A 23,702-nucleotide genomic window follows, 5' to 3' on the forward strand; every position below is an offset into this window, starting at 1 on the left:
TCGCAATGCCGACCGTCATCCGCACTGTTCACGATCTGGTTCGCCACGCGCGCGGACCGACGCACCACCACCACCACCATCAATCCGTGCATGAGGCGCGGCGAATGCGTGCCCACCACATCCTGGTCACGCATTCGCTCGCCTGATTTCGGGGCTACAGGTCGCGTGCCAATGCTCGTCCGGCTGCGCGGCCCGAGAAGATGCAGCCACCGAGGAAGGTCCCTTCGAGTGCGCTGTAACCGTGGACTCCGCCGCCGCCGAAGCCTGCGACCTCACCGGCCGCGTACAGGCCGTCGAAGACACTGCCGTCGGCCTTGATAACCTGCGAATCCAGATTGGTCTCCAAGCCGCCGAGTGTCTTGCGAGTGAGCAGGTGCAACCGGACCGCGATCAGTGGTCCGTTCTTGGGATCCAGGATCTTGTGCGGCGCAACGACGCGCACGATTTTATCTGCCAACAGATTACGTGCACCGTGGATGGCGGTGACTTGGAAGTCCTTGCTGTACTTGTTGTCGACTTCGCGGTCGCGGGCGATCATCTCGCGCTCGATGTCCTCGTAGTCCAGGAGCGGTTGGTCGGTGAGAGCGTTCATGCCGTCGACCAGATCGCGAAGGTTGTTACGCACAACGAAGTCGGCGCCCTTCTGCTTGAATGCTTCGACCGGTCCCGGCGCGCCCTTCTTGATTCGTTCGAGGAGGAGCTTGAAGTCGCGATTGGTGAAGTCAGGGTTCTGTTCCGATCCCGAGAGTGCGAACTCCTTCTCGATGATCTTCTGGTCGAGGATGAACCACGTGTACTCGTGACCGCTGTCCAGGATGTACTTGAAGGTCCCCATCGTGTCGAAGCCCGGGAAGTTGGGGACCGGCAGACGCTTGCCGGTGGCGTCGAACCACATCGAGGACGGTCCGGGGATGATGCGGATTCCGTGGTTCGGCCAGATCGGATTCCAGTTCTGGATGCCTTCGGTGTAGTGCCACATGCGGTCTCGGTTGACGATGTTTCCGCCCGCGGATTCGGTGATTTCGAGCATCCGCCCGTCGACGTGCGCCGGTACTCCCGTCAGCATGTGCTTCGGAGCCGTGCCGAGTCGCTCCGGCCAATTCTTCTTCACCAGTTCGTAGTTGCCGCCGATACCGCCGGAGGTCACCACGACGGCCTGTGCGGCGAACTCGAACTCGCCGACGGGAGTGCGTGAGCTCTTCACGCCGCGCAGATCACTGGAAGGTTCGAGGACGGTTCCTCGTACACCGGTGACCGCGCCGTCGGTGACCACCAACTGATCCACCTGGTGGCGGTGCTTGAACGTGACCAGCCCGCGTTTCTGCGCGGCGATGACCTTGGTCAGAAAAACGTCGACGACACCTGGTCCCGTTCCCCAGGTGAGGTGGAAGCGCGGAACCGAATTGCCGTGTCCGAGAGCCATTCCGCGTCCGCGTTCGGCCCAGCCGACGTTGGGCATCAGGCGAAGGCCCAGATCGTGCAGGTACTGACGCTTGTCTCCGGCTGCGAACTCGACGTATGCCTTGGCCCACTGACGCGGCCAGTGATCTTCGCGGTCGCGGTCGAATGCGGCAGTGCCCATCCAGTCCTGCATGGCTAACTCGAGGGAGTCCTTGATGCCGAGTCGGCGTTGTTCGGGGCTGTTCACGAGGAAGAGTCCGCCGAGAGACCAGAATGCCTGCGCACCGAGGTTGGCAGCGTTCTCCTGTTCCACGACAAGGACTTTGCGGCCGGCGCGCGTCAGTTCGTAGGTGGCGACCAGTCCCGCGAGCCCTGCCCCGACAACGATGACGTCAGCTTGTTCGCTCACGACAGCTCCTCTTCCGATTGGTTGTTCTGGATTATTTCGCTGTAGGACAGCAGAATTCGAGTGAAGATATCGCGGCGCAACGCGAAGGCCGCGTTGGTGTCGGTATCGACGAGGCACTGCACGCTGGTGCCGTCGTGTACGGCGACCAGCGCCCGTCCCAACGACGTCGGGTCACCGACGATTTTTCGCCCGACATCGCTGAGTGCGGCCTCCACGATGGGAAGCAGCGTTCGAAGGATTGCGTCTTCGCGATCGGCGAGGGCTTTGCGAAGTGCCGGGTTGCGGAGTGCGTGGGCAGTGAACTCGGCGTTGATTCGGTACCACTGCGGGTCGACCGGAACCACCGCCACGATCCGGGCCACGGCGGCATGGATGTCGACGGTGTTCCCGGCGGTGATCGATTCCGTCGCCACCCTCAGGTCGGCGAGCATCGCTGCAGATCGCTGCTCCCACATCGCGAAGAACAATTCGTCGAGTGAGTCGAAGTTGGAGTAGAACGCGCCCCGGGAGTATCCGCCGCGTTCGCAGATCTGCTCGACGGTGGCGTGTCCGAACCCGGCTGCGGAGAAGACGTCCGCGGCCGCATCCAGGAGGCGCTGCCGGGTCTGACCACGGCGTTTGGTGACACGCTTGGCCGGCGAGTTGTCCGTTCCAGTCGTCATCGGTGCCTCCGTCGGGATGGAACCCAAACGATACACCGATGTATCCGATGCGTGGGCGTATCTCGATCGGTATCTACTTGTCCGGTATTTCTGTGGATATCTAGCAAATATGCAAGAGATGGAGATATTTAGATGTCATCCACTACAGGTACAGATCACGCTTCCTGATCGCCGCAGTGGCGACGACGCTGATCGCCGAGGTGGCCACCAGATATCCACAGGCCAGCCACGGTGAACCGCCGGTGGCGCCGATCAGTGCAGTAAGGATCAGGGGAGTGACGCCGGAGGCGTAGATACCCGAGAACTGGTAGACGACCGACAACCCGGTGTATCGGATTTCGGTGGGGTACAGGCTCGCGTAGAGCGTTCCCTGGGCTCCGTAGAACAAGGCGTGAATCACTCCGAAGACCACGATCATCGCGAGTCCGAAGAGCAGAAGGTTTTCGGTCCCGAACAGTGCGAAAGCGGGGAAGATCGCGAGTCCGTACGCGGCGATGCCCACGATGTAGACCCGTTGCGGACCGAACCGATCAGTGAGCAGGCCGGAGAACGGCAGCAAGATCGCCATGACAACTGCTGCGACAGTGACCACGAGGAGTACGGGGACCTTTTCGAAATGCAGAGTCTTGGTTGCATAGGTGATTGCAAAGACGCCCCAGGTGTTGAAGGCGGCGCCCTCGCCCCAGCGAGACAGCATGCCCAGTACGGTGTTTCGTGCAACCCTTCCGTGGAAGACTTCCTTGAGCGGTGCGGAGGAGCGTTGTTCGAGGTCGCGAACCGCCTGAAATGCCGGCGTCTCGTCGACCTTCAATCGGACCACCAACCCAACGATCACGAGCACCAAGCTCAGAACGAAGGCTATGCGCCAGCCGAAACGGAGAAACTGTTCGTCGTCGAAGACCGTTTGAAGTAGCGCGAACATTCCTGTGCCCAAGGCCAACCCGAGAGCCAGCCCGATCTGCGGGATGCTGCCGAACAAGCCGCGCTTCTTCTCCGGACTGTGTTCCACCGCCAGAAGAACAGCTCCGGCCCACTCACCACCGAGTGCAAATCCCTGCAGGATTCGAAGCAGCAGAAGCAGAATCGGTGCCACGACGCCGATTTGAGCGGCCGTCGGAAGAACGCCCATGAGCGCCGTCGCGATACCCATGATGAACATCGTGAGAGCAAGCGTTTTCTTGCGCCCGATGCGATCGCCGATGTGACCGAACACCACTCCGCCGATCGGGCGAACGAGAAAGCCGACCGCGAAGGTCGCAAAAGAGAGCATGGTCCCGACAAAGGAACTCTGGTTCGGGAAGAACAGTTGGTTGAAGACGAGGCTCGCGGCGGTCGCGTAGAGGAAGAAGTCGTACCACTCGACCGTCGTGCCGAGCAGGCTTGCGGCGACGACGGTTCTCAGCCTGGAACGTCGCTCATCGTCGGTTTCGTTCGAGAACGGTGAATTGTGCTCGACTTCGGCAAACGTAGTCATCGGAGCCCCCGGGTAGCGGTGCAAATTCACGAACGTATCGCCGGGACTGAAAGTGGGCACCCATAGAGATCAGGGTGATTTCAACCCTGTTCTTCGAGGTGGAGTGTGGATGTAATGACAGAAGAGTTCTGCCTGTTCGTCGACGAAAGGAATCCCCGTGTCACTGCGCTTCCACTGGTTCTTGCCTACTTATGGTGATTCTCGGAATCTGATGGCGGGTGGGCACGGTAGCTCGATGTCCGGTGATCGTCCGGCGACGCTGAAGTACCTCAATCAGATCGGTGCGGCCGCAGAGACGAACGGCTTCGAAGCAGTCCTCACGCCCACGGGCGCGTGGTGCGAAGACGCATGGCTGACGACGGCGATGATGGTCGAGACCACCGAGACGCTCAAGTTTCTGGTTGCTCTGCGCCCGGGATTGCTCAGCCCCACGTTGGCTGCCCAGATGGCCGCGACCTTCCAGTGGCAGTCGGGCGGTCGCCTGCTGCTCAACGTCGTGACCGGTGGAGAGGACCACGAGCAGCGCACGTTCGGTGACTTCCTCGACAAGAACCAGCGGTACGCACGCTGCGGCGAGTTCCTCGACGTGATCCGCCAGCTGTGGTCCGGTAACGGTCCCGTTGATTTTTCCGGCGAGTACGTCAACGTGGAAAAAGCTACGCTGCAGCGTATTCCGGATCCGGTACCGCCCATCTTCTTCGGCGGATCCTCGCCGGCAGCCGGAACCGTCGCTTCGCGTTACGCGGACACCTACCTCACCTGGGGTGAGACGCCGTCCGCCGTCGCAGCCAAGATCGCCTGGATCCGCGACCTCGCGGAAGTTCAAGGACGCCACCTCGATTACGGAATCCGTCTGCACGTCATCAGCCGGGACACCTCGGAACAGGCGTGGGCAGAAGCGGATCGGCTGCTCAGTGCGCTCGACCCGGCGACCGTCGAGCAGGCTCAGGCGAGTCTTGCGCGATCCGGCTCCGAAGGTCAGCGTCGGATGCTCGAATTGCACGGCGGCGGTTCGGCTTACAAGGAGGGTGTCGGAGCGAGGTCGCTGGAAATTGCGCCGAACCTGTGGACCGGCGTCGGATTGGTCCGAGGGGGAGCGGGTACCGCATTGGTCGGTTCGCACCAAGAAGTGGCCGATCGGATTGCCGAGTACGCGGCGATCGGCCTGGATCACTTCGTACTGTCGGGTTATCCGCATCTCGAAGAGGCGTATCAGTTCGGTGAGGGCGTGCGTCCGATCCTCGAAAAGCGTGGATTGGTCGCACCGCTCGGATCGGCAGGCGGACCGGTGCGTACGCCCTTTGTCTCCAGCGGGAATTGAGTCGAACAGCAACATTTTCGAGAAGGGGACGTTTGTCCCGATTTTTCGGTCATGACCTCCCGGCGGAACCATTGGACCATTTCGGGCGCTAGATCCGATCTAGGCTGCGCACTGTTGCCGAACTCAAGGCGCAGTACGAAAGGATCCTCGATGAAGCTGGGCACGAGTGGAGTACGTCGCGTAGTGGGGACCGTGGCGGTTGCCGCTGCCACCGCGGCCGGCGTAGCGATGGTCAATCCTGCAACTGCGTCGGCCGAGGTGCTCCCGCCGGTTGTCTCGTACAAGGTGACCGGAAACGATCTGGCACTGACGATCACGAACAACAACTCGGGCATTGCCTCGCTGTGCCAGGCATTCGTCGTCAATGCCGCGGATTCTGCTGCTGTGCTTGACGATCCGCTGAAACTGCTCGACCCGAATCTTGTCGTGTACCCCAAGATCACCGATTCGAACTCGCTGTTTGCCGTGGGCAAGGGGCAGACGGTCACCAATACCGTGACCGATGTTCCGGACGGAACTTACGCAGTGCTCGGTGCCTGCTCCGATCTTTTCGATCTCGAGACGTTGGGCAAGCCAGTTCCCGGTGTGCCGAGTCTCGTTGTCATCGGTGGACCATTCAGCGGTATCAATACCGGAAGCCTGAGCGACCTGTTCGGCAGCGGCAGCCTCGAAGGACTTTTCGGGTAGCTCAGCGTCTGTCTCCCCAAATTTCCGACTGAGCGGTCTATTCTTCAGGCATCTGGTGATGTGACCGACTTGCCTGGAGGTTCGGAAATGCGAAGTCGTGGATTCATACGAGCTTGCGGAAGCATCGCTGCGGCGTCGGCCGCCGTCGTGGGACTGGTTGTGATGTCTCCGGCGACGGCGTCGGCAGCACCGGCGATTCTCCCGCCGCCGGTGTCGGTGAGCGCAGCGGACAATGCGATCACCTTCACCATCACCAATCCGAATCCGCGGTTCAGCTTCATCAACTGCACGGTGGCGATCCTCAATGCCAGGGATGTCCCCGACGTGATTCGTGATCCGGCAAAACTGCTCCAGCCTGGCGTGCTGGTGTATCCGACCGTCAGCAACATCCTCGATCTGTTTGCAGTCTCGCCTGGCCAGACGATCACCCGGACGGTCGGTAATCTGCCCGCTGGGGTCTACGCCGTCGCGGGAGCGTGCGTTCGACTCCTCGATCCCACCAATCCGACTATTGCCATTCCGCAGGCCGTCGTGGTCGGCGGCTGGTTCGAGGGCGCCGGAACCGGAAGTCTCTCAGGTTCTTTGGAGGACCTGGGATACAACACGGTCCAGGACTTGATCGACGCGTGGAATCGAATCAGCTCGGGTAGCAGTAGCGGCAGTTTCCAGTTCGACTACCAAGGTGGCTCGGACTTCGAGGTGGTCGGTCCGACGTCGTAGTCGGTACAGATCACTTGCGCGCGCGGTGGCGTCGCACCGCATCGCGATTCGCACACGTGGGGGAGCAGTACCGCTGATTGCCGTTGCGTGAGGTGTCCGCGTAGATGTTGGTGCACTCGTCCAGGGTGCACCGACCCAATCTGTGCATTCCGCGGCCGACGAGGTGCAGCGCCGTGCCTACCGAGAAGAGGGCCTTGAGGACCTCGGCGAGCGACTGTTGCGGATCGCGATAGTGCAGATGCCATCCGTCGTTGGCGTGGTTGGTCATGCGCGGATATGCCGACGCTTGCTCGAGCATGACGTTCACCAACTCGGCGCGAGCGGCCTCGTCTGTGACGTCGACGATCTTCGACCACTCGATCAGAAGATCGAGGGTCTCGTCGAGATCTTTCTCGGCGATGGGGAAATCGAGAATGATGCCCGCGTCGACGCAGCGTTCGACCAGCTCGGCCAAGGATGTGGGGTTTCGATTGGCCAGGTCGGCTGCCAACGTCACCGCATATTCACCGTAAGGGTTGAGATGCACAATGCCATTACATCATGCTCGTCGTATGAAGAAAACAGAGTTGGCGCCGATAAGTTGCATCCACCGCTGGGAGGCCGAATCTCGGCATCGGACCAGCGAGGGGACAGTCACTTACCTCCGCTGCCATTGCGGGTCGTGGCAGACCTTGCTCGCCGAATGGGTGTCGGGCGGTGCAGGCTCGGCCGTCGCCGCGCCGATCAAGGTCAGGTCCAGGTAATGGCCAGCTAATCGTTCCGTTTTGCCTCGGGCTGCATGGAACGTGTTCTAGATTCAGGGTTGTATGCCTCGATATCGCGGCGCAGACTCTGAAAGGGAAGACGATGCAGTTCAACCTCGCTGATGTATTCGAAACCGTCGCCAGCTCGGTACCTGATCGCGTCGCCTTGACTTACGAGGGAGAGAACTTCTCCTACGCTGAGTTGGACGCGGAGGCCAATCGAACCGCCAACCTGCTCGCGCAAGCCGGTATCTCGCGTGGTGACCACGTGGCTCTGTTCCTGAAGAACAGCGTTGAACATGTCACGTCGATCCTCGGGTTGATCAAGATCCGCGCGGTCCCGATCAACGTGAACTACCGGTACACGCCCGCCGAACTGGAATACATCTTCACCAACTCCGACTCGGTCGCGGTGGTCGTGGAACTGCCCGAACATCAGCGCGTCCTTGCTTCCCTCTTCAGTGCATGCCCGAAGGTGAAGACGGTGATCGTGATCGGCGAGATCGAGGCCGAACTGGTCGCTGCTGCGAATGAGCACGAAGTTTCCGTGGTTTCCTTCGCCGACGCTCGTGAACAGTCGCCAGTGGGGGAGTTCGACTCTCGTTCGGGCGACGACGTGTACCTGCTCTACACCGGCGGGACGACCGGATACCCGAAGGGCGTCATGTGGCGTCACGACGACTTCTTCCGTAAGCCGCTCTCCGGCGGAAATCCGTACGGAGAGGGAGCGCGGCAGGACCTCGCCGAGATCGCCAGTGCTGCAAAGGAATTTCCGGAGCTCTCGTTCCTCATTGCCGCCCCTCTGATGCATGGCGCCGCGTTGTACTCGCTGTTCACCTTCCTCACCCTCGGTGCGCGGGTTGTTCTACGACGAGAATTCGACCCGGCGAAGGTCGTCGAAGCGATCGAGAAGGACTCGGTGCAGGTGATCTTGATCGTCGGTGACGGTATGGGGCTGCCGTTGGTCGACGAGATGGAACGACGCAAAGACGAGGTTGATTTCAGCACCCTGTTCTCGATCACCTCGGGTGGCGCGATCTGGTCCACCAGCGTCAGGGACCGCATGCTGGCGGTGAAGCCGGACCTGCTGTTGCGGGACAACTTCGGAGCCTCGGAGTCAGGTAACGACGGCGCCTTCGCCATCGACGAGGCAGGAAATCTGCGAATGCCGCCCTCGCCGAACATGATTCTGGTCGACGAGCGTCTCGAAGAGATCCCAGCCGGCTCCGACGATGTGGGATACATCGCTCGCATCGGAAACGTCCCGCTCGGGTACTACAAGGACGAGGAGAAGACCGCCCGGACGTTCCCGATCCGCGCCGATGGCACCCGTCTTTCGGTGCTCGGAGACATGGGCAAGGTGGAAGCGGACGGCACCATTGTCTTCCTCGGCCGTGGCTCACAGTGCATCAACACCGGCGGCGAGAAGGTATTCGCCGAAGAGGTCGAGGCCGCCCTTCACGCGCATCCGGCGATCTCCGACGCGCTTGTCGTCCCCGCACCCGACGCGCGCATGGGGCAGCAGGTTGCCGCGGTGATCGCGACCTATCCCGAGTCTGACGAGCTGACTCTCGAAGCGGTTCAGGAACATTGCCGTAAGACGTTGGCCGGCTACAAGGTGCCGCGCACGATCGTGCTGGTCGACGAAGTCAAGAGGACTCCGGCCGGTAAGGCGGACTACCGCTGGGCGACGACACTGGCGTCGTCCTAGCAGTGTGGAGTGATCGGTGACGACCTTTCACATGGATTTCACCACGACATAAGGGACGTACCGGAAAGATGGCGCAGAGTAAGTCGTTCGCGCCTTGCGTCGTCACTCCACGAAAGGGTCTTTTCACATGCTCATCATCGGAATACTTCTGTTCGGAATCGTCATCGGAGCGGGAGCCCAGTTGATTCTGGGACAAAGGGCCGCACGGGTGGATTGGACCTTCGCGTTCATCGCGGGAATCGGTGGTTCTTTGGTGGGCGGACTGCTCGTGAGTCTGATTGCAGGCGACGGAATATCACTGCGCCCGAGCGGCATCCTGGGGTCCCTCGCCGGCGCCGTCATCATCACCGCGGGCTGGCAGTGGTACCGCCGGAAGAACGCAACTACAGCTACCCGTCCGTCTGATCACTGATTCCTCAGTTCCGTCAGGGGACGGAAAGCGACGAGACATGAACGAACTGCTCGATGAAGTTCTCACCGCACATGGCGGAGTCGAACGTTGGCAGTCAGTTTCAGCGATCACGGCACGGGGACGCCTGGGCGGTCTGTTGCCTGGGCGCTTCCCCGGCAACAAGCTCGGGACGTTCACGGTCGAGGTGCAAGTTGCCGAGCAACGCACTGTCCTCCAGGACTTTCCGGGCGTCGGCGAGTGCGCTGTGTTCGACAAGGGGGCCGTGTGGATCGAGACTCGTGACGGGGAACAACTCGAGAGTCGAACCGACCCCCGTCCAGAGTTCTTCGGGTTGAGTGGAATCCGGCGCAATCTTCACTGGGACGCGCTCGACACCGCTTACTTCGCCGGATACGCCTTTTGGAACTATCTGAACGCACCTGTGCTGCTCACCCGCGACGACATCGCTGTCACCGAAGGCGAACCGTGGCAGGAAGCCGGGCGGCAATGGCGACGACTGCAGGCGACATTCGCGCCGGGAATCGACACCCATTGCCGGCAACAGACCTTCTACGTCGACAGCGGTGGCCTCATCCGCCGCCACGACTTCGTCGCTGAACCTGTAGGAAAGTGGGCCAAAGCCGCCCTTTACTGCGACCAGCATCGCCAGTTCGACGGCCTCACATTCCCCACTCGGCGCCGCGTGCTTCCGCGGGGCCCAGGTGGTCGTGTCCTCTCGCGGCCGACGCTTTTGGCGCTCGACTTCGACGATATCGAGATCAAGCGATGAACACTTCTGAGCTGTTCGTTACCTGTTGTCGAGGGTGAACAAGCGGAACACGGTCCGCATGCACAGGACGACCCCTACGAAGCCCAGTACCGCACTCACGAGCGCATAGCTGGACAACTGAGGTGTGAGCTGTGGTCCACCGGGAACGAACAGCAGGATCGCCGCGACTATCAGCGCAGCAACGCCAGCCGCCATTCCCAGGGCGTTGTTCGCCGACCGTCGGAGCCACCGCCTGTCGTCGGGGTGTGCGATGGAGCGGGTACGGAGTGTGAAGCTTCCCGACGCCAGTGAGGTCGTGATCTGGTCGAGCTGACCAGGCAGCCGCCTGACCACGGCCGTTGTGACCGCAATCGTCGACAGCATCGCCTGCGCCGCTGCGGTGGGGCTGGCGACCTGGGTCAACAGTCGGGGTACTTCGGCGCGCACCGCGGAGACGAGGTCGATGTTCGGATCCAGAAGCCGGAGGGCGCGTTCCACCGACGCGAGTGAACGGAAAGCTGCTGCGACGTCTCCCGGCACCCCTATTCGGTGCTCTCGAAGCACGGTGAACATTCGCGCGAACGATCCCATGGAAACATTGGGCGCAAGACCGAGAAGGGTGATCTCGCGGCCTACTTGGTGACGCAGCGCTCCACGATCCACGTCGTCAGGCACGTCGAATGCCATCAGCATCGCGTCGACTGTTGCCACCGGGTCACCTGCCAGTGCAGCATTCAGGAGTACTGCGAACAGGATCCGTGTCTCCCCGTCCAGAACACCGACTGCGCCGAAGTCGAGTAGGCCGACGCGTCCGTCGTCAAGGATCATGATGTTGCCGGGGTGCAGATCGGCGTGGAACACCCCGTGGACGAAGATCCCGTCGAGCAGCGACGCAAGTAGCTCGTTCGCAATTCTGCTGCGGGAGTAGACGTCGACATCGGTGAGCGCTGCCTCGCCGTCGGAAAGCGGTATTCCGTCAAGACGTTCCATCACAACCACTCGCCCGCTGCTGAGTTCGGGGTAGATGTGCGGAACGACAATATCTGGTCGGCTCGCCATGGTGGCGGCAATCGTGGCGGTGTTCGCGGCCTCGGTACGGTAGTCGAGCTCTTCGAGCAGCGACGTGACGAGCCCGCCGGCGAGTCGATGAACGCCGATATCGCGTGCCCAGGGAAAACGGGTTTCCGCAAGGGATGAAACGCGGAGGAAGATATCGCAATCCACGCTCACCTGTGCGCTCGCCTCGGGTCGTTGAACCTTCACAACCACATCGACGCCGTCGGTGGTGCGCGCGGAATGTACTTGTGCGACAGAGGCGGCGGCAAACGGCTCTACATCGAACCGTGCGAACACCGACTCGGGGGTGTCGCCGAGTTCCGATGCCAGTAGCTCCGCAATGCGGCCTGGATCAGCCGGGCGTGCCGAACTTTGCAGAGACGAGAGAGTGCGAGCCAGCTCAGGTGGTATGAGGTCGTCTCGCGTGCCGAGGATCTGTCCCAGCTTGACGAAAGTGACGCCGCACCGGTTGATCACTTCCACCAGCGCGTCCCCGAACTGAGGCGCGGACGGCCCGGCACGGAGAGCCGGCCCGCCTCCCGCTCGCACGACGATGCCCATGATTTGGATGTATCGCTTGGTGCGTCGCCAGGATTTGCGGCTGCGCTGCAATGCTTCTGGCGGGCCGGGTATGGACCCCGTAGGAACGACAACTTCGAGGAGGACCAATACTGCCAGGCACGCCGCGAATACCCAGAGTGCGACAACTCCGAAGAACGTGAGCGCTACTCCCACGCTCACCAGAAGTTGATCGTCCTGGCTGGCAATTCCTGCGAATGTCGCGGCGTAGCCCGACAGGGGGACACCCACCGAGAGCGCTATCACCGCGACCACAAGTGTTCGCGGCCAACCGACCCTCGTCCCCAGCGTTCGTCGCATCACGCTCGCAAGCGCTGCCGCAAGAAATGGCGTCGTGACGATCCAGACCATCAAGTCCATTGCGATAGCGTACGGGTTTGCAATCCGCGATTCATCCAGGAAAACCCTGAACCCTACCCCGACTGACGGGTAACAAGTTCGACAATTACCAAACGTCGAACATGCTCGGGCACTTCGGAGTTCATCGCTCCGACATCGACCCGTCCTGATCGAACGTCCAAAAACTACGTGCACTGACCATCCGCGAGGCCGAACTACACGCCACGTTCGTCATCGATGTCCCGGCACCCTTCGCGCGGAGCTGTACCGCCGAAGAACAGGCCGCGATGACGCCGCGCAGAAGTTGGACCGAGTGGACTCCTTTAAAGAATGGGGCCGCCGGTGAACAGGTTGACGAGACTCACCGCGAAGAACTGGACGATCGCTATGGCGGTGGCAAACGGGTCGCCCGCATACGTAGCTTGGTTGACCCATTCGTTGAATGCATTGATCGAACCCATTGTGATTCCTCCTGAGTAGTGATGGCGTGATTGATTGAAACTGGTGGTATGACACTCGACACGAGGGGCGTCAGTACGGACCCAGCGCAGTTGGGCATATGAGGCCACGAAAGGTCAGTGACGAGCGCCGACGGTACGCTGCGGTTGCGGCCTTCTGCGTTTCGAATGTAGTTCCTCGACTTAGGAATACCGTGAAGGACGGGCGGATTCGGTTACGAGTATCCCGCGACAGACGACATCGTCAATATTACGATGTCGGCAACAAACGCGACGACCGCACCAATCGGATTCTGGACAATCCACGAAATTACCTCAGTCATGTGCTCAGTCCCTTCCTTAGTAGTGAGACGCGTGATCGAGTAGTCGACCGGTATTGCAGAACCCGGCCCTGGGCGGCGAATCAAACCGTCGCCGAAGTTGATTGGAGAAAATTGATCGCAAGCTGGATGATTCATCTCCCCTCTATGTGGTTCGATTCGTTTTCCAATATCTTTCGGAGAATGGGTGATCAGCCCATCGACCTTCGATATCCTGCGGTCCGAGAACCTAGTCTCGTAAACGCCTGCCCAGCAACGTCGTAAAGTCAGAGGTGGCAGTTGGCAAAGCCGACCGCCTTCTCGAAAACGTGGCGAGTTTTGCTGGGCAGATGTGACACTACCTTGCGGTTTCGCCGGATCAGTCTTCCTTTCGGAGATCGATGGCTGTTCTTCGTGTGGTTGTTACACAATCGACGGAATCGCTGTTGGGGGTGGCGATGCGCAGCTATTTCCCCTGCGAATCTTCAGGAATTGCTTGCGACACCGGTGGATACGGATCCTCGATCTCCATCGAGTGCAAATTCCGTGTGTCGACAACACCGCAGTGCTTCCGACAGAATCGATGCGCCCAGAACCAATCGTCGTCCCACACAAAGGGCCAGACGGTTCTGGGAAAGACCCAAGCGCTCCTTCACTTCCGGGCGATCTGTTGCGCCAGTTCGAGTTCACGCCTGGTCTAACTGGTCGACGCATAGTGGTGTACCGGTAGCCAAAAGAGTCCTGCCGGTCGGTTAGTGTTGACGGTGAAACACCACGTGGAGGTGGCTGTGAGAATCTGGAACTGGTTGATGCTCAAAATTTCTGCAATCGGCGGGTCGCCGAAGTTTCGGAAGATAGCCGACAGCCCAATTTGGGCGGGTAGCAACGACCGTAAACTCTGACGGGGTCGACGGCAGATTCACACGTTTGCGGCCACGATCGATACGAGCGACGAGCGGGAGGTTTTGTGGGAGTCTGGGGTCCGGGGAACTTTGACAGTGACGCCGTCGCGGATGGGTTGGGGGCACTGACCGGTCGAATCGTGGACGACATCACTGCCGAGTTCGAAGACGATTCGAGTCTGGAGCCGGATGAATGGGGCGGGGAGATGGTGCCGGCGTGGCTCGAGATCCTCACCGATATTGCTCAGACGAAACGAGTCGGTGTGACCTTTCCATCGACGCAAGTGCTGATCGACTGGCGCGATCGATATCTGCGCGTGTGGGATGGCTACATTGACGAACTCGAACCGGACGAGGATCACAAGGTCGCTCGACGTGCAGTGCTCGTCCATACCTTTGAACAAGCGGTCGCCCTCGCCGCCGAGCGGGAACAGGCATAAACCTCGCGCGGCCGCGCTACTGACCATAGATCCGTCAGTTCCCCGGTGGAACGACGGTGAACGTGAACCCTCCGGAAGTCATTGCGTTGGTTTCTTCGAAGATCGAACAGAGAGCTTCGGCGGCGTCGGTCGCCAATGCTCGGGCAGCGCTGGGGGTTCGACCTCGGGCCGTCACCGCGAGCCCAGGTATGTCCGCATCTGTGATCGTCAGATCGGACTCGTAGTCGGAAGCACTGCCACCGAGTATCTGCGCGAGTTTTTCAGCAGGAACAGACATGCCGTTGGAGGCTTCCCGATCGCCGATGTACGCATCGCGCGGGGACCCGTCGTAGAGTCCGGTTCGATTACTACTGAACTGAACTACTGCAGTTTCGGTGAAGGAGATGGTCTTCGTCCACCACAGACCTCCCGCTACGACCAAAATGGCGGCGGCAACGGCCACCATTACCTGACCGCGGCGGTCGGAGAGGAATGTTCGCATCAATCAGTTGTACCGCCTTGGCCGGCTGATTGACCGGCTTCATCACTACCTTGTCGGCGGCTGGTCCGCGAGATCACGTCCGCTTCGCGTCGTCATGATTGCGGACGAACTTCATGAGTCGGGGAATTACCCGATCAGGTATGTGTCCCAGGATTCCGTGGCCGGTTCCGGCATAAATCTCCACTTCGGCTTCAGGTACGAGATCAGCTAACCTCGCGGCCACCTGCTCGGGGCTGGAGACCACCGTCTCAGCGCCGGAGATTACGAGCATTGGAACCGAGATCGACTGCACTTCTGCATCTTCGAGTATTCGCGCCCACCCGATACCAGGCCGGTAGTTCAGCGCTTCCTTGGCGAGGGCGAACTCGAGGTCGCCGAGAACGTACCCGGGGGACAGCCAATCGTTAAGCTTGCGAATACTTTTGTCGGTGCGGCGCATCCCGGCGCGGACCATCTTCAGCAGCACACGCCACGAGGGCTTGTCGAAGACTCCACCCGGTTCGATGAGCGTCACACTCGCCAGTCGTTCAGGGGTGTGCAGTGCTACGAGAACGGCATGCCACGCGCCCTGTGAGTAGCCGACCAGGTGGACGCGATCGACCTCGAGTTCGTTCAATACCTCGCTGATCCAGGTGGCGAAGTCGGACTCCCCGGTCAATGGAGAAGTCTGGACACTGCGGCCTGGTGTGCCGATCGTGTCCAGTGCATACACGACTCGGTCTCGGCACAGGTCCTCGATGACGATGTGCCATTGCAGACAGTTGGCCCCGAGAGAGTGCACCAGGACGATCGGCGTCTCCGTGCCGGTCCCCGACCTACGGACATGGGTGGTTCCGAACGATGTCGGCACTTCGAGTTGTGTCGACGGAACCGGCCAGGTGTCTTCCAGTTCTCGGTAGATGCGGTCGTACGCCTGCTTCGATGCCTCGTTTTTGAATCGTCCGATCTTCGGCATGAGTGCCCCTCTCACTGCGTTTCGATTTGATGGTATGAACGTATCATTAATGCGGTACGTGCGTATCATTAACGAGTCAGTTCCATCCATATCGAAAGGGAAAGGACAGCCTCATGCCGCGACTGGTCGACCATGAAGTGAGGCAACGGGAGATCACCGATGCGGTGCGGCGAGTGATTGTCGACGGTGGGCTCGCGGCGGTGACGTTTCAGTCAGTTGCTGCCGAGGCTGGGATTTCGGTGCGTCTCGTGCAGTACTACTTCGGTACGAAGCGGGAGTTCCTCCTCGCGACGCATCAAGCCGTTCGTCAGGATGCGGGTGCTCGCCTCATGCAGGAGTTGTCTGTTCTGGGTGCGGAAGCGACACCCCGCGAGGTTATTTCAGCGTTCCTTGTCGGCATGCTCCCGCTCGATCAGCAACGTCGAGAGGAAGCAATTGTTCTCGGCGCCTTTCACGCTGCCGCACTGACCGGACAGGGAATCGCCGCTGAGGAGACTCTAACTGCCCCACGTGAGTTGACAGCGCTCATTTCCGGCCAGCTTCAACGGGTGACCAATCGGGACGCGGTTGCGCCGTCAATGGATCCCGACCTCGACGCCGAGCTCATTCTGGCGGCTGTCGCCGGGCTCGCCCAGGGGATGCTTCCGGGCTACGCCACAGCAGAATTGGCGGTCCAGTTGGTTGAGCGTCTCCTCGATCGCATGCTCGGGCCGACGAGACCTCAGGCCACGAATCAACCCGAAGTCGGCCGCCGTTAGTATTCCGGGATGTCTCCTGTGAACCCAGCTCTCGCCGGCCGGGTGTTTCCCTCGTCTTCGTACCTTGTCGGGCGCGAGAAGATTCGCGAGTTCGCTCTGGCGGTGCGTTCGAGCAATCCCTTGCACCATGATGTCGGTGTCGCCAGGGAGGCCGGGTTTGTCGATGTCATCGCGCCGACAACATTCACAACCGTTGTCCAGCAACGAGCGATCATGGCACTGCTGCGCACGCCGGATACTGGGCTCGATCCGACTCGTGTGGTCCATACTTCCGAGAAGATCGAGCATCAGCGTCCGATAGTCGCCGGCGATGACCTGTCTACGACACTGACGATTACAGGGGTGACAGTGCGAGCAGGCAGTGCGATCCTCTCGACAGTTTCCGAGATCCACGACGTGACCGACGCTTTGGTCGCAACGGTCACCTCGACCCTGCTGGCGCGAGGAGAAGAGGCATGACCATGCCCGCCGTGCCGGTCTTCGAAAACCTCGTCCTCGGTGACATAGTCGCGAAGGTTGATCTGGTCCTCACTCGTGATGACCTAGTTCGCTATGCCGGTGCCTCCGGCGACATGAACCCGATCCACTTCAACGACGCAATCGCTGCTGCGGCTGGGCTACCGGGAGTTCTGGCGCACGGAATGCTCACTGCCGGAATCGCTTTGCAGGCCATCGTCGACTGGGTTGGTGACCCGAGCGGTTTGATCTCGTATGAAACTCGCTTTACTCGGCCCGTCGTAGTCGATGCCGTCGATGGTGCTGATCTCTCCATCACTGCGAAGATCGCGCGGATCGACACCACGGTGCGGACAACGCGGATCGATGTCACAGTCATGCATAGGGGCCAGACGGTTCTGGGAAAGACCCAAGCGCACCTTCAGTTCCCGGGCGCCTGACAGGATTGCGTGCTGTCACTGGTCACATCGGGACGTGCGCATTCGGGCGGTCAACCGCGTTGTGGCGCAGCGCTACCGGAGAGACACCAACAGCTCGTCCGACGCTTGCAGCGGTGCGTATCCGTCGGCGATGACTCGCCGGCAGCCGTCGAGTTCGACGGTGAGCAATCGTTCCTCGTTCGTAAGGTTGTCCACGTTGATCGTCGACGCCACCTCGGTGGCCACCGCGTCACAGTCGGGAGCGGGTGGAAGTCCGTCGAAGGTTTCCGTCGTAGACGACGTGCCTACGAATTCGGTGGAGGAGAATCGGCAGAAAACGCTGCCCGCCGACAGCGATGTCAGCGCCGTGGTACCTGTTGTGGCTGGTCGGTAAGTCGGCCGGCAATGCGAGAATTCGTAGATCTGGTCGTCGGACAATGCTATTCGGTGTTCGGTACTGCCGGCCGATGTCAGTTCCTTGATGGCAGCCAGGCCACCGGGTTTCGGTAGTCCACACGAATCGGAGGGATACCCCGGCCGTGTTGCTCGGCCTCGATCGTCGACCAACCAGAATTGGTCCAGCACAGCCAGGCTGTAGTTGTCACCGCAGCCTCCGGGGAACCAAGTCTTGTGCGCGGACGAGCGGTTCAGCGTTTTCACTGCCCGACTGAAATCGCCCTCCCAACGGTGAGCATAGAAGCTGACGGTTCGGTCGGCTGCCACGTTGTCGCTGATGTACGGGTCGCACGTGACGGCGGCGACGGGTACGAAATCGTCTGGAACCGTCGCTGTTGGTGTCGTCTGGAGTGGGCCGATCGGATACGGGGGCGCGCACGTCAGCGTTTCGGCGTCGACTATTGCGGCAACGGGACGTTCGGGGGTGGTCACCCGCCAAATGCCGGCGACAGCGAGGATGACGATCACGACTGCGAACCAACGCCAGAGCATGAGCACACCGTATCGGTCCCGATGTGCGCCGAGGCTTAGTCCTCCGTTAACCGCCGAAGTCCTCGCTTCAAAATTGAGTGGATCCAGGTTGCGGCTCGCAGATATGGTCCACTGGTGACGCATCCGAATGGTCGAAACGACAGTCCGATCCTGGTGATTGGTGCCGGTGTCGTCGGTGCGTCGATTGCGTATCACCAGGCGCGCGTTGGTCTCCGAGTCACCGTGCTTGAGCGGGGCTCGGTGGCAGGCGGGGTGACCGGCAACTCCTTTGCCTGGGTCGGCCTCTCGAAGAGTGCCGCAGAAACCTACTCCGATCCGTTCCGACATGGCGCCGCAGTCGAGTTCGACCGCCTGGAGCGCGAACTCGTCGAGCCATTCGGTCTGCGCCGCAGAGGCGCGCTCACGTGGGAGAAGACGGAAGCGGAAACTCGAAAGTTCGTCGATGCGCATCGAGCACTCGGTCATCCCGTCGAGCTCATCGGTGAAGATGAGGTCCTTGCTCGTGAGCCGGGATTGCGCACAGCACCCGCCGTAGCGGCATATGCGCCTGACGACGGTGGAATCGACCCGGTTGCGTTAGCCGGTTCTCTTTTGCGAGGCGCCGAAGAGTACGGCGCCACAGTGCATTCCAGGATTTCGGTGCTCTCTTTGCTCACGGAAGGTCGGAGGGTTCGCGGTGTATTGACCACTGACGGCCCCGTTTACGGATCGACCACAATCCTCGCCACGGGTACTGCAATCCCAAGACTCGCGGCTTCGGCGGGAGTCGACGTCGAGGTCGAGGCCTCCCCGTGTTGCCTCATCAGATTCTCGACGCCGCAACCATTGGTGAACGGAATCCTCTCCACTCCGGACTTCGAGATCAGACAATTGAACGACACGACATTGATTGCGGCTGAAGATGTTCCGGTCGGGTTCTCAGGAGATGCTCGTGAGCTTGCCGAGCCGACGCTGCAGGCTATCCGCAGTCAGCTCGTGGGCGGTGACCACGTGGAACTGATCGAGGCGGTAATCGCTGACCGTCCCATTCCGCGTGGTGGCCGCCCGCTACTGGGCTTCGCCGAAGGCGTGCCTGGGCTCTATCTGGCCGCGGCGCATCCTGCGATCATTCTGGCCGGAGTAATTGGGGCCCACGTGGCCGGGGACTTCGCCCGAGCGTCAAGCCGGGACTGCTAGACGACGATGCACGGAGCTTGGTTCGACGAGGTCGAGCCAGATATTGCGGTTCCTAGTTCTCTCTAGGACACGCGCTAGAGAGCGAGATATTCGTCTACTCGGCTTGTACCGTCGGTGGGCATGGACCCCGTGCGCAATCCGTATGCCCCCGGTGCCGGTCAACGCCCGCCGGAACTCGCCGGGCGCGACAAGCAGATCGATGCCTTCGACGTCGTGCTCGAGCGAATTGCGCGTGGCCGCCCGGAACGAAGTGTTGTCCTCACCGGATTGCGTGGCGTCGGTAAGACCGTCCTGCTCAATCAGTTGCGTTCGGCAGCGATCTCCCGAAGCTGGGGGACGGGGAAGATCGAAGCGCGGCCCGACCAGGATTTACGACGCCCACTCTCGTCAGCGCTCCACATGGCGGTCCGCGAGATCGCGGTCTCCCATCGCGATCCGGAGCGGGTCGAACAGTTCCTCGGAGTCCTCAAATCGTTTGCCCTACGCGCCACCGCGGACAAAGGCATGCGCGAGCGCTGGCAACCAGGCATCGACGCACCTGCGATCAAAGGTCGCGCGGACAGCGGCGACATCGAGATAGACCTGGTCGAGTTGCTGCTCGACGCGTCGTCGTTGGCCCGGGATGTCGGCGTCGGGATCGCCATCTTCATCGACGAGATGCAGGACCTCGGTGCCGCGGACGTCTCGGCGATCTGCGGGGCCTGCCACGAGTTGAGTCAGGACGCGGCACCGCTGATCGTCGTCGGGGCGGGACTTCCGCATCTACCCGCTGTGCTGTCGGCGTCGAAAAGCTACTCGGAGCGCCTGTTCAGCTACCACCGGATCGACCGCCTCGAGCGTGAAGCTGCAGATCAGGCTCTGATTGCACCTGCCGAGCGTGAGGACGTCGAGTTCACCGAATCCGCGCTCGACGCACTATACGAAGCGGCCGACGGGTACCCGTACTTCGTTCAGGCCTACGGGAAAGCCACGTGGGATGTGGCGGCGTCGAGCCCGATCACGGCAGAGGACGTGCGCGTCGGCGCGCCGACGGCGGAGGAAGAACTCGCTGTCGGATTCTTCGGATCACGGTACGAGAGAGCAACGCCGGCGGAGCGTGAGTACATGCGCGCCATGGCCGACCTCGCCGGTGACGACGGACCTGTCGCGACCGCAAAGATCGCCGTCGAGCTCGGTCGAAAGCCGGCTTCCCTGTCGCCGGCACGGGACGGGCTGATCAAGAAGGGCCTCATCTACTCGGCCGAACGTGGGTCCATCGGATTCACAGTCCCGCACTTCGGCCGATACCTGCGCGGACAAGCGGAGTGAACGCCCTCGAAACCGCGTGGGATCGGGTGGCGGCTGTCAGCCCCAATCCGCCGGCGTGGGTAGTTCAGCTGGCCGCGTTGATTGCCGTGATCATCGTTCTCGAGCCGCACCTGTGGAGGATCGCACGCAACGTCGTCACCATCGCACACGAGGGTGCTCATCTGATTGTCGCCGTCCTGGTCGGTCGACGGTTGAAAGGTCTTCGCCTGCATTCGGATACGTCGGGTGTCGCGATTTCGTCCGGCAAGCCGACCGGCTTCGGCGTCATTCTCATGACGTTCGCGGGGTACGTGGGACCGTCGATTCTCGGCCTCGGTGCGGCCGGTCTGTTGGGGGCACAGCGTGCGGTCTCGGTGCTGTGGATCGGTGTGTTCGTGATCGCGGTCATGATGGTCCTGATCCGAAACCTCTACGGAATCTTCTCACTTGCGGTCGTGGGAGCCGTGTTGTTCGGGCTCGTCTGGTGGGGGACCCAGGAGCAGCAAGTCGCCGCAGCGTACTTCCTGACGCTCTTCCTGCTTTTTGCAGGACCGCGCCCCGTCGTGGAACTTCAACGGCAGCGAATGCGACGAGGTGGGGCACCGGACTCGGACGCAGACCAATTGGCCAGGCTCTCACCGATACCCGCGATCGTCTGGGTCGGTTTGTTTATGCTCGTGAACGTCGCGGTGCTCGTGCTCGGCGGATGGTGGATCCTGCGTCCGGTGGGTGGCTGATCGCCTTGATCCGTTGTTCCGTCAGGACAACGGATCAATGATTCTTGATGCTCCGCGGACGTAGTCATCGCGGTAAGGCGCTCATATCGTGGAAGTCGACGAGTGGTCGTGTGGGGACTTCACGCGGCCACACCCGCAACGACGAAGACCGTCGACGATGACAAGGATTCGTTTTGGACGACAAGAACTTCCGCGGACGAACCGCGATCATGTCCGGGGGAAGCCGTGGCATCGGACTTGCCATCGCCCGTGCGATAGCGCGCCGCGGCGGAAATATCGTGTTGCTCGCCAAGACCGATACGCCGGATCCCCGACTGCCCGGAACTATCCACACGGCTGTGGACGAGTTGAACGAGCTCGAGGGTCATGCCGTTCCGGTCGTCGGCGACGTGAGGAACGACGACGACATCGCGCGGGCCGTGGCTGCAGCGGTAGAGCACTTCGGTGGCATCGACATCGTGGTCAACAACGCGAGCGTCCTCGACATCTCGAAAACCGAAGATCTCGCGATGAAGCGATTCGATCTGATGCAGCAGGTCAACGTCCGTGGCACCTTCGCGCTCACCCGCGCGTGCCTTCCGTACCTTCGGGTTTCGGCTAACGCGCACGTATTGACGCTGTCGCCACCGCTCAACTTTTCGCCGCACTGGCTGGGTGCTCATCCGGGCTACATGCTGGCCAAGTACGGAATGACATTGGCGGCCTTGGGTATCGCCGCGGAGTATTCAGGTACACCGATTTCGAGCAATTGCTTGTGGCCCGAGACCATGATCGCCACTGCCGCTGTCGGAAATCTGCTCGGGGGAGACGACAGTATCGATCACTCGCGTTCGCCCGAGATCATGGCCGATGCGGCGATGGAGATTCTCGGGCGTCCTGCCGGCACGGATACCGGTCGCACAGTGCTCGACGTCGAGATCTTGCGCGAGGCGGGGATCTCGGATTTCTCGCAGTACGGCGGTCAGACCCCGTTGACGATCGACATCTTCGTCGATACTCCAACCCTCTGATCTCGAACCATCTACAGGTATCTAGCTAAATTGCTAGATACCTGTAGATCTTCCTCACGCCACCTCGTGCTCACCGCCGGGGGCAACTTTCTGAAGTCCGCGATATGCGTCGCTGGCACTTTGGCGACCACCGATGACGGCCTCGACCTCCGCGGCAATCGGCATGTCGACGCCGTACTCGCGGGCCAGATCCATGACGGTGGGAGCGGTCTTGACGCCCTCGGCGACCTGGCCGAGCTTGGCGACAGCCTCCTCGACAGTCAGACCCTGTGCCAGAGCCTCACCGACGCGACGGTTACGAGAAGTCGGAGCCATGCAGGTGGCAATCAGATCGCCGACGCCCGTCAGGCCGGCAAAGGTGCGCGGGTTGGCGCCCATCGCCTCGCCGAGTCGGGTCATTTCGGCGAGGCCGCGAGCGAGCACCATCGCGCGGGTGTTGTCACCGACTCCCAAACCGTCGGCCATACCCGAGGCGATGGCAACGATGTTCTTGAGGATGCCGCCGAGTTCGCAGCCGAGCACGTCGGTGTTGCGGTAAACCCGGAAGACCGACGACGCGAACAGCGGTTGCAGCGCAGCGGCGACGCGGTCGTCCTGGGTTGCCACGACCGATGCCGCCGCCATGCCGTCGACGATCTCCTTGGCGATGTTGGGGCCGGCGAGCAGTCCGACGGGATGGCCGGGCAGGCACTCGGCGATCACCTCGGTTGGACGCTGCCGGGTGCCGGGCTCGAGGCCCTTGGACAGTGACAGCACCGGGACCCACGCCCGAACTTCGTTGGCGATCTCGGCGAGCGTGGAGCGAACGGCGTGCGACGGCACCCCGCACACGAGTACGTCCGCTTCGCGGGCGGCTTCGACCAGATCCGAGGTTGCCTTGAGGCCCTTGGGAAGTTTGCGCTCACCAAGATATTTGGAGTTGGTTCGTTGCGAATTGATCTCGTCGGCCGCTTCGGAATTGCGTGCCCACAACAGGGTTGGGGTGTTGCGGGCAGCGAGGCCGGCCACCGTGGTTCCCCACGATCCGGCACCGAGGACGACGACGCGTACCGGGCGGGCCATCAGAGTGCGCTGTTCTGGGTAGCGAGTGCTGTCATGGCGCCAAGCGTTCCAC

General features: G+C 61.3%; 25 protein-coding genes. 15 read left to right on the forward strand and 10 right to left on the reverse strand.

What is annotated here, in order from left to right; all coding sequences use genetic code 11:
- Window positions 1-5 precede the first annotated feature (5 nt).
- The gene (locus ACFQ6H_RS17270) at window positions 6-146 is read left to right on the forward strand and encodes a hypothetical protein (RefSeq protein WP_378647495.1); all 141 of its coding nucleotides are present in this window, start codon (window positions 6-8) and stop codon (window positions 144-146) included.
- A gap of 8 nt (window positions 147-154) precedes the next feature.
- On the opposite strand, the gene ACFQ6H_RS17275 is transcribed toward ACFQ6H_RS17270, so the two are convergent.
- From ACFQ6H_RS17275 to ACFQ6H_RS17285, 3 genes are all read right to left on the reverse strand, one after another.
- Window positions 155-1,810 (reverse strand): FAD-binding dehydrogenase, encoded by a 1,656-nt coding sequence (locus ACFQ6H_RS17275; RefSeq protein ID WP_378647497.1) that lies wholly within the window; start codon window positions 1,808-1,810, stop codon window positions 155-157.
- A complete protein-coding gene (locus ACFQ6H_RS17280) occupies window positions 1,807-2,472 on the reverse strand; it encodes a TetR/AcrR family transcriptional regulator (protein WP_378542219.1) in 666 nt (221 codons plus the stop codon). The genes ACFQ6H_RS17275 and ACFQ6H_RS17280 overlap by 4 nt, the downstream gene beginning before the upstream one ends.
- Window positions 2,473-2,614: 142 nt before the next feature.
- Window positions 2,615-3,946 carry an MFS transporter gene (locus ACFQ6H_RS17285; RefSeq protein ID WP_378647499.1) on the reverse strand — a complete coding sequence of 444 codons (1,332 nt, stop codon included), beginning with the start codon at window positions 3,944-3,946 and terminating at the stop codon, window positions 2,615-2,617.
- Between the two features lie 157 nt (window positions 3,947-4,103).
- Here ACFQ6H_RS17285 and ACFQ6H_RS17290 point away from each other — a divergent pair, with 157 nt between their 5' ends.
- The 3 genes from ACFQ6H_RS17290 to ACFQ6H_RS17300 all read left to right on the forward strand — a co-directional run bounded on the left by ACFQ6H_RS17290 (window position 4,104) and on the right by ACFQ6H_RS17300 (window position 6,674).
- Window positions 4,104-5,267 carry an LLM class flavin-dependent oxidoreductase gene (locus tag ACFQ6H_RS17290; RefSeq protein ID WP_378647501.1) on the forward strand — a complete coding sequence of 388 codons (1,164 nt, stop codon included), beginning with the start codon at window positions 4,104-4,106 and terminating at the stop codon, window positions 5,265-5,267.
- Window positions 5,268-5,417: 150 nt separating this feature from the next.
- A complete protein-coding gene (locus ACFQ6H_RS17295) occupies window positions 5,418-5,954 on the forward strand; it encodes a hypothetical protein (RefSeq protein WP_378647503.1) in 537 nt (178 codons plus the stop codon).
- An 87-nt stretch (window positions 5,955-6,041) separates the two neighbouring features.
- Window positions 6,042-6,674, forward strand: coding sequence for a hypothetical protein (locus ACFQ6H_RS17300; protein ID WP_378447307.1), 633 nt, complete (start codon window positions 6,042-6,044; stop codon window positions 6,672-6,674).
- Between the two features lie 10 nt (window positions 6,675-6,684).
- Here ACFQ6H_RS17300 and ACFQ6H_RS17305 read toward each other — a convergent pair whose 3' ends face one another.
- The gene (locus ACFQ6H_RS17305; protein ID WP_378447306.1) at window positions 6,685-7,200 is read right to left on the reverse strand and encodes a CGNR zinc finger domain-containing protein; all 516 of its coding nucleotides are present in this window, start codon (window positions 7,198-7,200) and stop codon (window positions 6,685-6,687) included.
- A gap of 320 nt (window positions 7,201-7,520) precedes the next feature.
- Between ACFQ6H_RS17305 and ACFQ6H_RS17310 the strand changes: the two genes are divergently transcribed.
- From ACFQ6H_RS17310 to ACFQ6H_RS17320, 3 genes are all read left to right on the forward strand, one after another.
- Entirely contained in the window at window positions 7,521-9,128 is a 1,608-nt protein-coding gene (locus ACFQ6H_RS17310; RefSeq protein WP_378647505.1) for an AMP-binding protein, read from the forward strand.
- A gap of 127 nt (window positions 9,129-9,255) precedes the next feature.
- On the forward strand, window positions 9,256-9,540 hold the full coding sequence (locus ACFQ6H_RS17315; protein ID WP_378542231.1) for a hypothetical protein: 285 nt from the start codon (window positions 9,256-9,258) through the stop codon (window positions 9,538-9,540).
- A gap of 37 nt (window positions 9,541-9,577) precedes the next feature.
- Window positions 9,578-10,309 carry a hypothetical protein gene (locus ACFQ6H_RS17320; protein ID WP_378647507.1) on the forward strand — a complete coding sequence of 244 codons (732 nt, stop codon included), beginning with the start codon at window positions 9,578-9,580 and terminating at the stop codon, window positions 10,307-10,309.
- A gap of 18 nt (window positions 10,310-10,327) precedes the next feature.
- Here ACFQ6H_RS17320 and ACFQ6H_RS17325 read toward each other — a convergent pair whose 3' ends face one another.
- Window positions 10,328-12,283 carry an ABC1 kinase family protein gene (locus ACFQ6H_RS17325; RefSeq protein ID WP_378647509.1) on the reverse strand — a complete coding sequence of 652 codons (1,956 nt, stop codon included), beginning with the start codon at window positions 12,281-12,283 and terminating at the stop codon, window positions 10,328-10,330.
- Between the two features lie 302 nt (window positions 12,284-12,585).
- Window positions 12,586-12,723 carry a hypothetical protein gene (locus ACFQ6H_RS17330; protein ID WP_021345701.1) on the reverse strand — a complete coding sequence of 46 codons (138 nt, stop codon included), beginning with the start codon at window positions 12,721-12,723 and terminating at the stop codon, window positions 12,586-12,588.
- 1,338 nt (window positions 12,724-14,061) lie between these two features.
- On the opposite strand from ACFQ6H_RS17330, the gene ACFQ6H_RS17335 reads away from it, so the two are divergent.
- Window positions 14,062-14,361 (forward strand): DUF4259 domain-containing protein, encoded by a 300-nt coding sequence (locus ACFQ6H_RS17335; protein ID WP_223304584.1) that lies wholly within the window; start codon window positions 14,062-14,064, stop codon window positions 14,359-14,361.
- A gap of 34 nt (window positions 14,362-14,395) precedes the next feature.
- Here the strand turns inward: ACFQ6H_RS17335 and ACFQ6H_RS17340 are convergent, their stop codons facing one another.
- Window positions 14,396-14,842 (reverse strand): hypothetical protein, encoded by a 447-nt coding sequence (locus ACFQ6H_RS17340; RefSeq protein ID WP_378647511.1) that lies wholly within the window; start codon window positions 14,840-14,842, stop codon window positions 14,396-14,398.
- Window positions 14,843-14,915: 73 nt separating this feature from the next.
- The gene (locus ACFQ6H_RS17345) at window positions 14,916-15,797 is read right to left on the reverse strand and encodes an alpha/beta fold hydrolase (protein ID WP_378647512.1); all 882 of its coding nucleotides are present in this window, start codon (window positions 15,795-15,797) and stop codon (window positions 14,916-14,918) included.
- Between the two features lie 113 nt (window positions 15,798-15,910).
- Between ACFQ6H_RS17345 and ACFQ6H_RS17350 the strand changes: the two genes are divergently transcribed.
- The 3 genes from ACFQ6H_RS17350 to ACFQ6H_RS17360 are packed head-to-tail and all read left to right on the forward strand — an operon-like array spanning window position 15,911 to window position 17,451.
- Window positions 15,911-16,555, forward strand: a complete 645-nt coding sequence (locus tag ACFQ6H_RS17350; RefSeq protein ID WP_378647514.1) for a TetR/AcrR family transcriptional regulator — start codon at window positions 15,911-15,913, stop codon at window positions 16,553-16,555.
- 9 nt (window positions 16,556-16,564) lie between these two features.
- Window positions 16,565-17,014, forward strand: coding sequence for a MaoC family dehydratase N-terminal domain-containing protein (locus ACFQ6H_RS17355; protein WP_373937566.1), 450 nt, complete (start codon window positions 16,565-16,567; stop codon window positions 17,012-17,014).
- The gene (locus tag ACFQ6H_RS17360; RefSeq protein ID WP_378647518.1) at window positions 17,011-17,451 is read left to right on the forward strand and encodes a MaoC/PaaZ C-terminal domain-containing protein; all 441 of its coding nucleotides are present in this window, start codon (window positions 17,011-17,013) and stop codon (window positions 17,449-17,451) included. The genes ACFQ6H_RS17355 and ACFQ6H_RS17360 overlap by 4 nt, the downstream gene beginning before the upstream one ends.
- A 72-nt stretch (window positions 17,452-17,523) precedes the next feature.
- Here ACFQ6H_RS17360 and ACFQ6H_RS17365 read toward each other — a convergent pair whose 3' ends face one another.
- On the reverse strand, window positions 17,524-18,378 hold the full coding sequence (locus tag ACFQ6H_RS17365) for a hypothetical protein (RefSeq protein WP_378647520.1): 855 nt from the start codon (window positions 18,376-18,378) through the stop codon (window positions 17,524-17,526).
- 114 nt (window positions 18,379-18,492) lie between these two features.
- Here ACFQ6H_RS17365 and ACFQ6H_RS17370 point away from each other — a divergent pair, with 114 nt between their 5' ends.
- From ACFQ6H_RS17370 to ACFQ6H_RS17385, 4 genes are all read left to right on the forward strand, one after another.
- A complete protein-coding gene (locus ACFQ6H_RS17370; RefSeq protein WP_378647522.1) occupies window positions 18,493-19,554 on the forward strand; it encodes an NAD(P)/FAD-dependent oxidoreductase in 1,062 nt (353 codons plus the stop codon).
- A gap of 120 nt (window positions 19,555-19,674) precedes the next feature.
- On the forward strand, window positions 19,675-20,862 hold the full coding sequence (locus ACFQ6H_RS17375) for an ATP-binding protein (protein WP_007729973.1): 1,188 nt from the start codon (window positions 19,675-19,677) through the stop codon (window positions 20,860-20,862).
- Window positions 20,859-21,578 carry a M50 family metallopeptidase gene (locus tag ACFQ6H_RS17380; protein ID WP_378447295.1) on the forward strand — a complete coding sequence of 240 codons (720 nt, stop codon included), beginning with the start codon at window positions 20,859-20,861 and terminating at the stop codon, window positions 21,576-21,578. Before ACFQ6H_RS17375 ends, ACFQ6H_RS17380 begins: the two co-directional genes overlap by 4 nt.
- A 173-nt stretch (window positions 21,579-21,751) precedes the next feature.
- A complete protein-coding gene (locus tag ACFQ6H_RS17385) occupies window positions 21,752-22,588 on the forward strand; it encodes an SDR family oxidoreductase (RefSeq protein ID WP_378647524.1) in 837 nt (278 codons plus the stop codon).
- 54 nt (window positions 22,589-22,642) lie between these two features.
- On the opposite strand, the gene ACFQ6H_RS17390 is transcribed toward ACFQ6H_RS17385, so the two are convergent.
- A complete protein-coding gene (locus tag ACFQ6H_RS17390) occupies window positions 22,643-23,650 on the reverse strand; it encodes an NAD(P)H-dependent glycerol-3-phosphate dehydrogenase (RefSeq protein WP_003940093.1) in 1,008 nt (335 codons plus the stop codon).
- Window positions 23,651-23,702: the final 52 nt, after the last annotated feature.

Source organism: Rhodococcus sp. NPDC056506 (assembly GCF_042794945.1).
Taxonomy (GTDB): Bacteria; Actinomycetota; Actinomycetes; order Mycobacteriales; family Mycobacteriaceae; genus Rhodococcus_F.

Excerpts from the sequence above, each read along its gene's own strand:
- ACFQ6H_RS17270 (WP_378647495.1), top strand. The coding sequence starts at position 6 with ATGCCGACCGTCATCCGCACTGTTCACGATCTGGTTCGCCACGCGCGC.
- ACFQ6H_RS17280 (WP_378542219.1), bottom strand. The coding sequence starts at position 2,472 with ATGACGACTGGAACGGACAACTCGCCGGCCAAGCGTGTCACCAAACGC.
- ACFQ6H_RS17285 (WP_378647499.1), bottom strand. The coding sequence starts at position 3,946 with ATGACTACGTTTGCCGAAGTCGAGCACAATTCACCGTTCTCGAACGAA.
- ACFQ6H_RS17295 (WP_378647503.1), top strand. The coding sequence starts at position 5,418 with ATGAAGCTGGGCACGAGTGGAGTACGTCGCGTAGTGGGGACCGTGGCG.
- ACFQ6H_RS17300 (WP_378447307.1), top strand. The coding sequence starts at position 6,042 with ATGCGAAGTCGTGGATTCATACGAGCTTGCGGAAGCATCGCTGCGGCG.
- ACFQ6H_RS17310 (WP_378647505.1), top strand. The coding sequence starts at position 7,521 with ATGCAGTTCAACCTCGCTGATGTATTCGAAACCGTCGCCAGCTCGGTA.
- ACFQ6H_RS17315 (WP_378542231.1), top strand. The coding sequence starts at position 9,256 with ATGCTCATCATCGGAATACTTCTGTTCGGAATCGTCATCGGAGCGGGA.
- ACFQ6H_RS17320 (WP_378647507.1), top strand. The coding sequence starts at position 9,578 with ATGAACGAACTGCTCGATGAAGTTCTCACCGCACATGGCGGAGTCGAA.
- ACFQ6H_RS17325 (WP_378647509.1), bottom strand. The coding sequence starts at position 12,283 with ATGGACTTGATGGTCTGGATCGTCACGACGCCATTTCTTGCGGCAGCG.
- ACFQ6H_RS17330 (WP_021345701.1), bottom strand. The coding sequence starts at position 12,723 with ATGGGTTCGATCAATGCATTCAACGAATGGGTCAACCAAGCTACGTAT.
- ACFQ6H_RS17340 (WP_378647511.1), bottom strand. The coding sequence starts at position 14,842 with ATGCGAACATTCCTCTCCGACCGCCGCGGTCAGGTAATGGTGGCCGTT.
- ACFQ6H_RS17345 (WP_378647512.1), bottom strand. The coding sequence starts at position 15,797 with ATGCCGAAGATCGGACGATTCAAAAACGAGGCATCGAAGCAGGCGTAC.
- ACFQ6H_RS17350 (WP_378647514.1), top strand. The coding sequence starts at position 15,911 with ATGCCGCGACTGGTCGACCATGAAGTGAGGCAACGGGAGATCACCGAT.
- ACFQ6H_RS17355 (WP_373937566.1), top strand. The coding sequence starts at position 16,565 with ATGTCTCCTGTGAACCCAGCTCTCGCCGGCCGGGTGTTTCCCTCGTCT.
- ACFQ6H_RS17360 (WP_378647518.1), top strand. The coding sequence starts at position 17,011 with ATGACCATGCCCGCCGTGCCGGTCTTCGAAAACCTCGTCCTCGGTGAC.
- ACFQ6H_RS17365 (WP_378647520.1), bottom strand. The coding sequence starts at position 18,378 with ATGCTCTGGCGTTGGTTCGCAGTCGTGATCGTCATCCTCGCTGTCGCC.
- ACFQ6H_RS17375 (WP_007729973.1), top strand. The coding sequence starts at position 19,675 with ATGGACCCCGTGCGCAATCCGTATGCCCCCGGTGCCGGTCAACGCCCG.
- ACFQ6H_RS17390 (WP_003940093.1), bottom strand. The coding sequence starts at position 23,650 with ATGGCCCGCCCGGTACGCGTCGTCGTCCTCGGTGCCGGATCGTGGGGA.